The 12,200-nt window shown below is 30.5% G+C and carries 14 protein-coding genes; 4 read left to right on the top strand and 10 right to left on the bottom strand.

Annotation, left to right across the window (positions count from 1 at the left end; translation table 11 throughout):
• The 8 genes from M3Z80_RS07160 to mraZ all read right to left on the bottom strand — a co-directional run.
• A partial coding sequence (locus M3Z80_RS07160) for an FtsW/RodA/SpoVE family cell cycle protein (protein ID WP_293918856.1) occupies positions 1-341 on the bottom strand: 341 nt, incomplete at its 3' end.
• Between the two features lie 3 nt (positions 342-344).
• Positions 345-1,679 carry a UDP-N-acetylmuramoyl-L-alanine--D-glutamate ligase gene (murD, locus tag M3Z80_RS07155; protein ID WP_293918855.1) on the bottom strand — a complete coding sequence of 445 codons (1,335 nt, stop codon included), beginning with the start codon at positions 1,677-1,679 and terminating at the stop codon, positions 345-347.
• Positions 1,680-1,685: 6 nt separating this feature from the next.
• Complete coding sequence (gene mraY / locus M3Z80_RS07150) at positions 1,686-2,909, bottom strand: phospho-N-acetylmuramoyl-pentapeptide-transferase (RefSeq protein ID WP_293918854.1); 1,224 nt, start codon at positions 2,907-2,909, stop codon at positions 1,686-1,688.
• A gap of 7 nt (positions 2,910-2,916) precedes the next feature.
• A complete protein-coding gene (locus tag M3Z80_RS07145) occupies positions 2,917-4,374 on the bottom strand; it encodes a UDP-N-acetylmuramoyl-L-alanyl-D-glutamate--2,6-diaminopimelate ligase (RefSeq protein WP_293918853.1) in 1,458 nt (485 codons plus the stop codon).
• The gene (locus M3Z80_RS07140) at positions 4,371-6,338 is read right to left on the bottom strand and encodes a penicillin-binding protein (RefSeq protein WP_293918852.1); all 1,968 of its coding nucleotides are present in this window, start codon (positions 6,336-6,338) and stop codon (positions 4,371-4,373) included. Before M3Z80_RS07140 ends, M3Z80_RS07145 begins: the two co-directional genes overlap by 4 nt.
• On the bottom strand, positions 6,331-6,681 hold the full coding sequence (locus tag M3Z80_RS07135) for an FtsL-like putative cell division protein (protein ID WP_293918851.1): 351 nt from the start codon (positions 6,679-6,681) through the stop codon (positions 6,331-6,333). The genes M3Z80_RS07140 and M3Z80_RS07135 overlap by 8 nt, the downstream gene beginning before the upstream one ends.
• Positions 6,674-7,582 carry a 16S rRNA (cytosine(1402)-N(4))-methyltransferase RsmH gene (rsmH, locus tag M3Z80_RS07130; RefSeq protein WP_293918850.1) on the bottom strand — a complete coding sequence of 303 codons (909 nt, stop codon included), beginning with the start codon at positions 7,580-7,582 and terminating at the stop codon, positions 6,674-6,676. The genes M3Z80_RS07135 and rsmH overlap by 8 nt, the downstream gene beginning before the upstream one ends.
• Positions 7,569-8,036 (bottom strand): division/cell wall cluster transcriptional repressor MraZ, encoded by a 468-nt coding sequence (gene mraZ, locus M3Z80_RS07125; RefSeq protein WP_293918857.1) that lies wholly within the window; start codon positions 8,034-8,036, stop codon positions 7,569-7,571. The genes rsmH and mraZ overlap by 14 nt, the downstream gene beginning before the upstream one ends.
• A 197-nt stretch (positions 8,037-8,233) precedes the next feature.
• On the opposite strand from mraZ, the gene M3Z80_RS07120 reads away from it, so the two are divergent.
• From M3Z80_RS07120 to M3Z80_RS07105, 4 genes are read left to right on the top strand one after another with little or no spacing between them, the layout of a single operon-like run.
• Positions 8,234-8,998, top strand: a complete 765-nt coding sequence (locus M3Z80_RS07120; protein WP_293918849.1) for an alpha/beta fold hydrolase — start codon at positions 8,234-8,236, stop codon at positions 8,996-8,998.
• 11 nt (positions 8,999-9,009) lie between these two features.
• A complete protein-coding gene (gene yihA, locus M3Z80_RS07115; protein WP_293918848.1) occupies positions 9,010-9,633 on the top strand; it encodes a ribosome biogenesis GTP-binding protein YihA/YsxC in 624 nt (207 codons plus the stop codon).
• A gap of 60 nt (positions 9,634-9,693) precedes the next feature.
• Complete coding sequence (rlmB, locus tag M3Z80_RS07110) at positions 9,694-10,434, top strand: 23S rRNA (guanosine(2251)-2'-O)-methyltransferase RlmB (RefSeq protein WP_293918847.1); 741 nt, start codon at positions 9,694-9,696, stop codon at positions 10,432-10,434.
• Between the two features lie 29 nt (positions 10,435-10,463).
• Positions 10,464-10,745, top strand: a complete 282-nt coding sequence (locus tag M3Z80_RS07105) for a hypothetical protein (RefSeq protein ID WP_293918846.1) — start codon at positions 10,464-10,466, stop codon at positions 10,743-10,745.
• Here M3Z80_RS07105 and M3Z80_RS09820 read toward each other — a convergent pair.
• Positions 10,729-11,142, bottom strand: a complete 414-nt coding sequence (locus M3Z80_RS09820) for an exosortase F system-associated membrane protein (RefSeq protein ID WP_366519868.1) — start codon at positions 11,140-11,142, stop codon at positions 10,729-10,731. The genes M3Z80_RS07105 and M3Z80_RS09820 overlap by 17 nt on opposite strands.
• A gap of 35 nt (positions 11,143-11,177) precedes the next feature.
• Complete coding sequence (xrtF, locus tag M3Z80_RS07100) at positions 11,178-11,708, bottom strand: exosortase family protein XrtF (RefSeq protein ID WP_293918845.1); 531 nt, start codon at positions 11,706-11,708, stop codon at positions 11,178-11,180.
• Positions 11,709-12,200: the final 492 nt, after the last annotated feature.

Genomic DNA, 12,200 nt, shown 5'->3' with positions numbered 1-12,200 from the left:
GGCACTCCTGGAAGTTTTAACCATCGAGAAGCATTTGCTCCGTCAATACTTTTTCCTTGCATTAAAGTAAGTATTAATAGAAAAATAACTACAGGTAATAATAATTTTGAAAAACCTCCAAAATATTTATAATCAATTTTTTGAAAAATAAAAACAATACCAATGCCAACTATAATGAATCCAGCATGTTTAGTAAAATGTCCCAATACAGAACCCTCTCCGACAACATACTGCAAGTTAGAACTTGCAGAATATACAGGTAAGAAGGATGCAAGCGAAATTAAAAATATCGCTGCCCATAAAGTTATATCTCCTTTAAAGTATTGTTTTAATTTTTTCATGTACTAAAGTTTTCTAACTTCTTCTTTAAATTGATTTCCACGATCTTCGTAATTTTTAAATAAATCGAAGCTAGCACATGCTGGAGAAAGAAGAACAGAATCTCCTTTAGAACCTAAGCTATAAGCTGCTTTAACTGCATCTTTCATTGACTGAGTTTCTACAATGTTTGAAACAATGTCTTGAAAAGAGCTTATAATTTTGGTATTATCTATTCCCAGGCAAACAATAGCTTTAACTTTGCGTTGTACAAAAGGAAGTAATTCGTTATAATCATTTCCTTTATCTGTACCACCTACAATCCAAATAATTGGAGTTTTCATGCTTTCTAAAGCATAATACACGGAGTTTACATTAGTTGCTTTACTGTCATTTATGAAATTGATACCATTAATTTTTAAAACAAATTCTAGACGATGCTCTACTGCTTCAAAATCCATCAGACTTTGTTTTATAAATTCATTTTTAATTTTAGAAAGCTTTCCTGCAATCCCTGCTGCCATAGAATTGGCCATATTATGTTTTCCTGTTAGTGCTAATTCATTAATTTTCATTTTAAAAGTATCAGAGTTAATGTGGAAGTTTATATATTCATTATCGCTATAAGCCCCGTTTTCTATTTTATTATCTAAAGAAAAAGAAAGCTTGTTAGCATGTGTATCATTATTTTCAAACCAATTTTTTGTCATCACGTCATCTTCATTATATATAAAGAAATCGTATTTATCTTGGTTAGAGGTTATCATAAATTTTGCATCAACATATTTTTGGTATGTATAATCATATCGATCCAAATGATCCGGGCTTATGTTCAGTACCATAGCAATGTGTGGTTTAAAACTTTGTATGTCATCTAATTGGAAACTGCTGATTTCAAGTATATAGTAATCAAAATTTTCTTCAGCCACTTGCCATGCAAAGCTTTTTCCGATGTTTCCGGCTAGACCTACATGATATCCTGCGTTTTTAAAAATGTGATAGGTTAGAGAAGTGGTAGTTGTTTTTCCGTTAGACCCCGTGATTGCAATTAATGTAGCCTTTGTAAATTGAGAAGCGAATTCAATTTCAGAAGAAATTCGAATTTTTCTTTCATTTATTTTTTGAATGATGTTAGATTTTTTTGGAATTCCAGGGCTTTTTATAATCCAATCTGCATTTAGAATTATTTCTACCGTATGTTGATTTTCCTCAAAAGGTATTTGTTTTTCGGTTAGAATATTTTTATATTTTTCTTTTATACTATTTCTATCGGAAAGAAAGACATCATAACCTACCTTTTTACCTAAAATTGCAGCTCCAACGCCGCTTTCTCCGCCACCTAATATAACTAGCTTCTTCATTTTTATCTATCTTATTTTTAAGGTTATAATACAGAAAATTGCGAGCATAATACCGATAATCCAAAAACGAGTAACAATTTTACTTTCATGGTATCCCAATTTTTGAAAATGATGATGAAGAGGAGACATTAAGAATATTCTTTTTCCCTCTCCGTATTTTTTCTTAGTATATTTAAAATAACTCACCTGTACCATGACTGATAGGTTTTCAACCAAAAATATTCCGCATAGCACCGGTATGAGGAGTTCTTTTCTCAATACGATAGCCAAAACAGCAATTAATCCGCCTATGGTCAAACTTCCCGTATCTCCCATAAATACTTGTGCCGGATACGTATTATACCATAAAAAGCCTATTAAAGCCCCAGCAAAAGCTGCTGAAAATATTACTACTTCTCCAGAGTTTGGTATATACATTAGATTTAAGTAATCCGCCATCATTATATTTCCAGAAACATAAGCAAAAAGAGCAAGTGCAGTAACTATAATAGCAGAACTTCCAGCAGCTAATCCGTCGATTCCATCTGTTAAATTGGCTCCATTTGATACAGCCGTTACAATGGTGATAACTACAGGAATTAAAATAATCCATACCAAATTTTGTGAGTCTTTTTCATCAACTCCTATCCATGTTAAAACTTTTCCATAGTCAAATTGATTATTTTTAAAAAAAGGAATGGTTGTTTTAAATGATTTTTCTTTAGGATAAAAGTCCTTTGCTAATTCAATATTAAGAGATCCTTCAATCTTTTCTCTAATTACAATGTCCTTATTGGTATATAATACAACTCCTACAAAAATTCCCAGACTAATCTGTCCTAAGATTTTGAACTTTCCTTTTAGTCCATCCTTATTTTTTTTATGAATTTTTAAGAAGTCGTCCAAAAAGCCAATAATGCCCATCCAAATTGTTGATATAACTAGAATGATGATATAAATGTTATTTAGCTTACAGAATAATAGTACAGGAATCAATGTGGCAAGAATAATAATTATTCCTCCCATAGTTGGAGTACCTTCTTTTTCTTTCTGACCGGTAAGACCTAATTCCCTAACGGTTTCACCTAGTTGCTTTTTTCTAAGAAAATTTATAATTCTTTTTCCTATAATTAATGATATGAATAAAGATGTAAATACCGCAGCTAAGGCACGGAATGTAATATATTTATATAATCCACTTCCGGGTATATAATAATGTACATTTAGATAATCAAATAAGTGGTAAAGCATCTTTTCTTTATGTATTTTTTAGTAATTGTTTAGTTATGTTCATATCATCAAATGGAAATCGTTCTCCATTTATTTCTTGGTAATTTTCGTGTCCTTTTCCAGCAATTAGAATTATATCTTTAGGCTGAGTCATTTTAATAGCTGCTCGTATGGCCTGTTTTCTGTCTGTTATGGAAAGATATTTATGGGTATTTTGTGCTTCAATTCCGGATTCGATTTCAGTAATAATTTCATCCGGATTTTCATCTCTAGGATTATCTGAAGTAATAATTGATAAATCAGATAACTGAGTAGCTATATTACCCATTTTAGGTCTTTTTTCCTTATCTCGGTGTCCTCCGCATCCGAATACTGTAATTAACTTTTCATTCCTTGTTCGAGATTGATTGATTGCTTCCAATATATTTTGTAATGCATCGGGAGTATGAGCATAATCAACAATAATATATTTTTGATCATCAGATACGTAGGTTTCAAAACGTCCTTTAACTCTTTGTAATTTGCTAAGAGCTGTCAATATAGTTAAGTGATCAAAACCCAATTCAGAGGAAATGGCATATGACAATAGTTCATTATATGCATTGAATTTACCTGCTAAGACTGTCCAAAATTCGTAACTATTAAATTGCAACAACATTCCATCTAGCCTATTTTCAATAATTTTACCTTTATAGTCGGAAGTTGATTTTAAAGAATATGTTACCTTCTTAGCCTTTGTATTTTGAAGCATGATCAGTCCATTCTTGTCATCAACATTAGTAATAGCTATTGCAGTTTTTGGTAATTCATCAAAAAACTTCTTTTTTGCCAATATATAATTGGAAAATGATTTATGATAATCTAAATGATCATGAGTAATATTAGTAAAAGCTCCGATCTTAAAAGTAAGTCCGGCTAATCTATTTTGATGAATTCCATGTGAGCTGACCTCCATAAAAGCGTATTGACAATTATTTTCAACGGCTTGTGCCAATAAATTATTAATAGTAATGGGGTCGGGGGTAGTATGATTTGATTTTAAAATTTTATTTGAAATTCTATTTTCAATAGTTGATAGTAAAGCACAATGAAAACCTAATTGTGTAAATAGGTTAAACAATAAAGTGGTAGTTGTAGTTTTCCCATTAGTTCCGGTAATCCCTATAAGTGTCAATTTTTCTGAAGGATTATCATAAAAATTAGAGGCAACTATTCCTAAAGCTAGGCTCGTATCTTTAACCTGAATATAAGTGACTGAATCAAAGCATTGAGCCGGCAACTCTTCACATATAATAGCAGTAGCTCCTTTTGATATTGCTTGGGGTATAAATTGATGCCCATCTAAATCATATCCTTTGATGGCAAAGAAAATACATCCCGGTTCAATTTTTCTTGAATCGAAAGCAATACCTTTGATTAAAGAACTAACATTTCCTATTAGTTTTTCAATGGATACTTTATTCAATAGATCTGAGAGCTTTTTCATGCGCTTAATTTTAAATATACGGTCATACCTTTTTTTATTGGAAAGCCAATAATGGATTGTTCCACGACTTTTCCATTTCCTGTGTATACTACTTTCAATCCTAAATTTTCCAAAGCAGGTATGGCATCTTTGCCATAATAGCCGATCACATTTGGGACTATAGTAGTTAGTGGATTAATAGTTATTTTTTGTTTTCGTGTTATCAGTAAATTTATTTTTTGTGATTCTTTAGATTTATCTAATTTAGGTAGATTTAATGGTTTTTTTAGATATACTTTTCCAGCTATTTCTTTAAATACAGGAGCGGCAACTTGTGCCCCATAAAAACCTTTTTTGGGTTTATTGATGACTACAATGCAAGAATATTCGGGTTGATCTGCTGGAAAAAATCCACAGAATGATGCTTGATATAGTCTTCCTTTTCCTTTATTCCAATATTCTACCTGTGCAGTTCCCGTTTTACCGGCCATAGATAAATTGGGCGTATAAATGCTTCTCGAAGTTCCGGTTTCTACGGCATAGGTTAACATTTTCTTTAAATCGTTAATTGCTTTTTGAGAAGCCATTTTTTGATTTATTACTATAGGTGTAAATTTTTCTGTAACGATGCCTTTAGTTTCAATTTTATATAGCAACTGCGGCTTCATTAATTTCCCATTATTGGCTATCCCATTGTAAAAAGTGAGAATCTGTAAAGGAGTTAGCTTTATTCCATATCCGAATGACATCCAGGCAAGCGTAACCGGCCCCCATCTTTTGTCATATTTTGGAATGTAAGGTGCGCTTTCTCCTGGAATATCTATATCCGTTTTTTGATTTATTCCCCAGGAATTGATTTTATTCAAGAAATCTTGTGGATTTTTTGAAAAATAAGTGCTTACCATTTTAGATATCCCGACGTTGCTCGATTGAGAAAGAACCTGTGATAGTGTAATAACACCACTTCCATGGTCATCTCGTATAATATGTTTATGATATTCCCAATATCCCGGACCTATATCAACTTTTGTATTAGGTTCTACATATCCATCGTCAAGAAGTGCGAGCATAGATACGGATTTAAATGTTGATCCAGGCTCTGCAGCTTCCCATACAGCATAATTCCGTAGATCGATATATTCTCCTTCTTTAGTTCTTTTTAGATTGGTAAGAGCAACTATTTTCCCGCTTTTTACCTCCATTACTATAGTGCAACCGTGGTCAGCTTCTGATTTTTCAAGTTGATCTTGTAAAGCAGAGTATGCAATATTTTGAATCCTTATATCAATCGTTGTGTACACATCATTACCATCTTGTGGCTCCAGTTCAATATTTATGGGCTTCCATTGTTTTTGGTTAATTCGTTGTTGAATTTCTCTACCGTTTTTACCTTTTAAATAACCAGAGAAAGCTCCTTCCAATCCGGATTTACCTCTCTCATCATCAAATCCTAAAGTTCTGCCCCCAAATCCTGAAATAGTTTTTACTCTTTCTGTTCTTCTTTCTACTATAAAGCCTCCTTTATTTTTCCCTTTATTTAGGATGGGAAAATTTTTAAGTCGTGCAAATTGTTCGTAATCCAGACCTTTGACTAATTTTAAATATTGGTTTTCTTTTTTTCTTCCTTCATTTAGTCTCGAATAAAAATAAAAGCTCGGCTTTTTAAACATTTTTTGCAATGAATCGCATAATGCGCCAATATTATTCTGATACAATTCTGTGCGGATAGTTTTCATATCCATATAAATATCATATTTGGTAATCGTTGTAGCAAGTAAGATTCCATCTGAAGCGTATAAATTTCCTCTTGCAGCTACAACCTCAACATTTCTGAAGTTTGTCGTTTGTGCAAGATTTTTATACTTTTCAGTATCATGAGTTTGTATATATATAAGCCGTATAAATACAGATCCCGCAAATAGTAGAATAAATACGAAAACCCAATAGGTACGTGCTAATATTTTTCTTCTCTTGTTATTATTCATCTTCTACTTTCGGCACCAAAATTTTATAGGGTTGTTTATCTAATGGGTAAAGTGAATCAGAACTTACTATTTCACCCAATTCAGATTCTACTTTTAATTTCATTAGTTTATTATGTATTAAAGCGTATCTTGCTTTATACTCTTCTGATCTTTCTTTTAAGTCAGAAATTTCAACTACTTTTTCATCAACAATATGAGAGGAAGAAATTGAAATTAAAGATAATACCATTAGGAATAAGATAAATTTCCATACAGAAAATGCATCACCTTCTACTAAAAACTTTCCTTTTAGTATATCTAAAACAGTTCTTGATTTTCTATTTTTAGCTGTCTTTTTAGCCATTGTTTCTTTTAATTGCTATCCTCATTTTTGCACTTCGTGCTCTGGTGTTTTCGATTATTTCCTCATGGTTTGGAACTATTGCTTTTGAGAAAGGAATATCAAAAGGTTTGTCCCAGTTTCCAAATACATCTCTTTCCGGTTCTCCTTTAAACAATCCTGTTTTTAAGAATTTTTTTACTAACCGATCTTCCAATGAATGATAGGAGATAAAGACTAAAACACCTCCTGGTTTTAATATTTCATAACTTTGAGTTAAAAGTTCTTTCAGTGCATTTAACTCGTCGTTTACTTCAATTCTAAGAGCCTGAAATAATTGAGCGAAAAATTTATTTTGTTTAAAAGCAGGAATACTTTTACTGAATAATTCTTTGAGATCTGAAGTTGTTTCAATTATATTTTCTTTTCTTCTTTCTACAATTTCTTTTGAAATTTTCTTAGATTGTTTTAATTCTCCGTATAAATAAAAAATCTCCGATAATTGATCTTCCGTATAGTTGTTAATAATATCTTTTGCCGTAAGGGACTGTTTGTTGTTCATCCTCATATCTAAAGGACCTTCAAATCGGGTTGAAAAGCCTCTTTGGGGCATGTCAAATTGATGAGAAGAAACTCCCAAATCAGCAAGTATTCCGTCAACGCTATCTACTTTGTAGAATCGTAAGGAATTTTTAAGATAGCGAAAATTTTGTTGAATAAATGTAAAGCGACTATCTTTAATAATATTAGACGTGACATCATAATCCTGGTCAAAAGCATACAATCTACCTTCCGGAGATAATTTTTTCAAAATCAAGCCTGAATGTCCGCCTCCACCAAAAGTACAATCTACATAAGTGCCTTTGGGATTCAAGAGTAATGCTTCAACACTCTGTTGTAATAAGACAGGTTTATGATAATTCATTTTCAGATATATTACCCATTACTTCCTCAGCCAAATTGGCAAAGTCTACTTCATTCACATTGACAGACTCTTCATAAAGGTCTTTGTCCCATATTTCAATGACATTAATAGAAGCTGCAACTACAATGTTTTTTTCAAGCTTAGCAAATTGAATTAAATCTTTGCTTATTTGCAAACGTCCATTAGTATCAATTTCTATATTTTTTAAACCGGCTGTAAATTGGCGTATAAAGTCATTATTTTTTTTAATGAAACGGTTTAATTTATTTATTTTGCTCATCACTTGATTCCATTCGGACATAGGATGTAGCTCTAAACATGGTTGAAAAACAGATCTTTTTAGAATAAAACCTTCATGCAAAAGCGAGTCCAATTGCTTCTTCAAACCTGAAGGGAGCAGGATTCTTCCTTTTGAATCAAGGGTGCATTCGTATGTTCCTATAAAACTAACCATATTAGTTTCCAAAAATATAAATTATTTTCCACTTTACTCCACTTTACTCCACTTTTGTTGATAACTTTTGTAAGGTAAAATAGTTCGAAAAAAAATGAAATTTCTGACTAGTAAAAAAGGAAAGTTATTAGTAAATAATGTTTCTAATTAGTAATAAATGATGTACTTTTGCATTTGCATAGCAATAAGATTGACTAATGATTTTTAATCTTCGTAAAGAAAAAAAATTTGCATACACAGTAAGGGGCGAGGGCAAACCAATAGTTTTATTACATGGTTTAATGGGAAGTTTAAGCAATTTTTCGGATCAGGTTGATTTTTTTTCTAAAAATGGATACAAAGTGTATTCTATAGAGCTTCCGTTGTATTCTCTTCCAACTCTACGAACTAATGTATTGGGATTGACTAATTATGTGATAGCATTCCTTCAAAAAATAGTTGATGAACCGGCTATTATTTTAGGAAATTCTTTAGGGGGACATTTAGGCTTAATGATATCTTTAAAAAAACCTCATTTTGTTGATTCTTTGGTTTTAACCGGAAGTTCTGGACTATATGAAAGAAGCTTTGGGGAGTCTTATCCGAAAAGAGGCAGTTATGAGTATGTCAAAAAGAAGTCAGAAGAGGTTTTCTATGATCCGAAAATAGCTACTAAAGAATTAGTAGAGGAAGTGTACGAAACATTATCCGATAGGAGTAAAGTTTTGAAAACAATTCATATTGCAAGAAGTGCTATTAAACATAATTTATCTAAAGAATTAAAAAATATTTATCAACCCACTTGTTTAATTTGGGGAAAACAAGATAACGTAACTCCCCCTGAAGTAGCAGAGGAATTTCATGAAGGTATTCCTAATTCTCAATTATTTTGGGTCGATCAATGTGGCCATTCTCCGATGATGGAAAAGCCAAATGAATTTAATGAAATTCTTTATAATTGGCTGAAAGAAATGAAATTATAGAAATTTTTACTATGACTATATATTCAGCAGAGTTTATAAAAAGCAGTAAATTTATGGAAGATTGCCCTGAAGGGAACAAACCGGAGTACGCATTTATAGGAAGATCTAATGTGGGTAAATCTTCTTTGATTAATATGCTCACTAATAAAAAAGGTTTAGCTAAAACTTCTTCCACTCCTGGAAAAACCCAATTGATTAATCATTTCCTGATTAATGATAATTGGTATTTAACAGATTTGCCAGGTTATGGTTATGCTAAGGCTTCTAAATCTAGTAGGGCTGAATTTTCTAAAATGATTGAAAACTACATCTTATCCAGAAAAAATTTGGTTAATCTCTTTGTATTAATTGATTCTCGTCATTTACCTATGCAAATTGATTTGAATTTTATAAATTGGTTAGGAGAAGAAGGAATCCCTTTTTCATTAATTTTTACTAAATTAGATAAAGTTTCTCAAAAAGAATTTTCGTTTAATTTTAAAAAATACTCTCAAAAATTACGTGAAACATGGGATGAGCTCCCTGAAATGTTTAAAACATCATCAGAAAAGAAAATTGGACAAGAAGAAATACTTTCCTTTATTGAAGATACTAATAAATATTTAGCTAGGAATAAGATTTATTTTGGCGAATAATCATCCTCTATATTTTGAAAATTAATGTAAGCGGTAGCTTTTAAATTACCTTTTATTGTTATGGAAAAAGATTTTATTTTCGGAATACGTCCTGTTATGGAAGCCTTAGAAGCTGGAAAAACATTTGATAAAGTGTTTATACAAAATGGATTATTGGGAGAGAATATTAAAGTTTTAAAAATGAAATTTTCGCAAGCTGGAATTCGAGTTAAATATGTTCCTGTTGAAAAATTAAATCGATTGACTCGAAAAAATCATCAAGGTGTATGTGCTTTTCTTTCTCCTGTACAATTTTTTACTATAGAGGATTCGATACCTCAATTATTTGACGAGGGTAAAATGCCATTTGTTCTTATTTTAGATCATTTAACTGATGTAAGAAATTTTGGTGCAATTTGTAGAACAGCTGAAATAGTGGGGGTCGATGTTATAGTGATTCCGGATGAAGGTTCTGCTCCTGTCAATTCAGATGCAATTAAAACTTCTGCCGGTGCTATTTATAACTTAAAGATTTGTAAAGAAAAAAATTTATTAAAAGTATTAGAGTATTTAAAGCTCAGTGGTATAAAAGTTGTTTGTGCTACTGAAAAAACCAATACTTATTTATACGATGAAGTGTTGAAATTCCCATTAGCAGTAATTTTAGGGAATGAGGAAAAAGGAATTTCAAGAGATTTATTAAAAAATTCCGATGCGAACTTAAAGCTTCCAATTTATGGTAAAACGGAATCCTTAAATGTGTCAGTGGCTTGTGGGGCTTTTTTGTATGAGGTAATAAGACAAAATTTAAATTCTATTTAAAAAAATTTATATTAAAAATATTTTTTATAATGAAAAGTTCGATAATTATTGGAGCATTATTTTTAATCTTGGGAATAATTTTAGGCTATATCCAGTATAACGGATCAAAAGAACCATTTTTAACTATAACCTTAGTAGTAGGATTGATAGGAGGAGCCGGTTTAGGCCTTATATTAGGAGCTATCAGTGGGTATAGCAGCAAATCACAAAGTATCAAAAGAAAAGCAAGTGAGGCGGAAAGAGAAGTTATGAGGGATAGATTAAAAAATCAAGGATCATCAGCTAATGATAATTCTAATGGGAATTATTAGGTAGATTCTTATAATAATAAATGGAAGGAATAAGTAATAACAGCAATATGGGCTGTATAATTATTCTCCTTATATAAAAAGTAGGCATATATCCTAAACTAAAATTTGTAAACAGCGAAAATAAATATAAACTTGTAAAGAAAAGAAAGCAAAATAAAAGGATATAATTAGAAACCTTTGTAATTTTCTTGTCGTTGTACCATAATTGAATAATAACAAGTGTTATTAGGGAATTTATTCCGTATCTGAATATAAGAGATATAATTAGTTTCAGTACATTAAAATAGGGTGGAGCATGATGATTAAAATCTTTCTGTTTAAAAAATTGAAGGAGTGGATCATAAAATATATTTGTTTCGAATCTTCTTACTAAAATTAAAAGTAGTATACATAACATAATTCCAACAATTTTAGATACTCTTTTCATATTAATTATTTCTTTTTAAATACGAAAAATTTGATCCAGATAATCCATAAAACTATAATAAGTCCATAAATGATAGCTGGAAATAAATAATCATGGCTGGCTTCACCGTATTCCGGATAATAAGAAAATACGTAATTTATAAAACTAATTCTTAAAATATTTATTAAATATATAATTAAGATTGTTATCAGTAAATAAATACATGTTTTTTTTATCGAATTTGCAAAAGCGATAATAAATGAAATATATAGAATTATTACTGATAAAGCATTACAACCTTCGTTAACAATACTTATAGATTTATTATTAATAAAAAAACGCATATAGTTTTCATTATCCATATGTAATGCTTGGCTGGAAATTCCTACCCAATTTAGTAATGAGGAAGATTGCTTAGCAACCATATAAGTATAATCATCACAGGTGTGAAGTTTGTTTTGATAGTAACTTAGATACCAATAATACAATATTGTTAAGAACAAATAAACGGAGAAAAATTTGACTAAACTTATGAAAATCGGTTTATATTCTTTCATAAAAATGAAATTAAAATATAAAAATATAAATTATTGATATTATATTGTTTAAAAATGCTAAAAAACTTCATCGCAAATTTATACGTTCAGAATGACAACATCAAATATGCAAAAATTTCAAAACTCAACTTATATGCCTTTCCGGAACGAATTGAAGTTTGCTTATGATATTTTTCAGTCTGAGCACAGAGTGGCCGATATTACTGTGCGCAATAAGCATTATGTTATCAAATAAACAGAAATAGTAAATGTTACTATCTAAAATCGTGATATTTAAAATAATTATTGATTGTGTTTGCGTATTTTATTAAACAAACAGTTATTTTATAATTTACTCAAATGTAAAACGACTTCCGATATCAAATTTTTTAATATCAGAAGTCGTTTTTTATAGCTTAATAATGGATAATTTCTGCTTAATAATGATTTATAGATTTGATTAACTATTTATTTACTCATTTCTACTACCAAAACATTACCTTTATCTTTCAG

Source organism: Apibacter sp. (genome assembly GCF_025291155.1).
Taxonomy (GTDB): Bacteria; Bacteroidota; Bacteroidia; order Flavobacteriales; family Weeksellaceae; genus Apibacter.
The sequence above is the reverse complement of the archived record's forward strand: the minus strand, read 5'-3'. Positions and strand labels throughout refer to the sequence as shown.

What these genes read in the sequence shown, in the direction of transcription:
- M3Z80_RS07145 (WP_293918853.1), bottom strand. Translation starts at nt 4,374, where the DNA reads ATGAAAAAGCTCTCAGATCTATTGAATAAAGTATCCATTGAAAAACTA.
- rsmH (WP_293918850.1), bottom strand. Translation starts at nt 7,582, where the DNA reads ATGAATTATCATAAACCTGTCTTATTACAACAGAGTGTTGAAGCATTA.
- M3Z80_RS09820 (WP_366519868.1), bottom strand. Translation starts at nt 11,142, where the DNA reads ATGTTATGTATACTACTTTTAATTTTAGTAAGAAGATTCGAAACAAAT.
- mraZ (WP_293918857.1), bottom strand. Translation starts at nt 8,036, where the DNA reads ATGGTTAGTTTTATAGGAACATACGAATGCACCCTTGATTCAAAAGGA.
- rlmB (WP_293918847.1), top strand. Translation starts at nt 9,694, where the DNA reads ATGGAAAAAGATTTTATTTTCGGAATACGTCCTGTTATGGAAGCCTTA.
- M3Z80_RS07120 (WP_293918849.1), top strand. Translation starts at nt 8,234, where the DNA reads ATGATTTTTAATCTTCGTAAAGAAAAAAAATTTGCATACACAGTAAGG.
- M3Z80_RS07105 (WP_293918846.1), top strand. Translation starts at nt 10,464, where the DNA reads ATGAAAAGTTCGATAATTATTGGAGCATTATTTTTAATCTTGGGAATA.
- M3Z80_RS07140 (WP_293918852.1), bottom strand. Translation starts at nt 6,338, where the DNA reads ATGAATAATAACAAGAGAAGAAAAATATTAGCACGTACCTATTGGGTT.
- xrtF (WP_293918845.1), bottom strand. Translation starts at nt 11,708, where the DNA reads ATGAAAGAATATAAACCGATTTTCATAAGTTTAGTCAAATTTTTCTCC.
- mraY (WP_293918854.1), bottom strand. Translation starts at nt 2,909, where the DNA reads ATGCTTTACCACTTATTTGATTATCTAAATGTACATTATTATATACCC.
- yihA (WP_293918848.1), top strand. Translation starts at nt 9,010, where the DNA reads ATGACTATATATTCAGCAGAGTTTATAAAAAGCAGTAAATTTATGGAA.
- murD (WP_293918855.1), bottom strand. Translation starts at nt 1,679, where the DNA reads ATGAAGAAGCTAGTTATATTAGGTGGCGGAGAAAGCGGCGTTGGAGCT.
- M3Z80_RS07135 (WP_293918851.1), bottom strand. Translation starts at nt 6,681, where the DNA reads ATGGCTAAAAAGACAGCTAAAAATAGAAAATCAAGAACTGTTTTAGAT.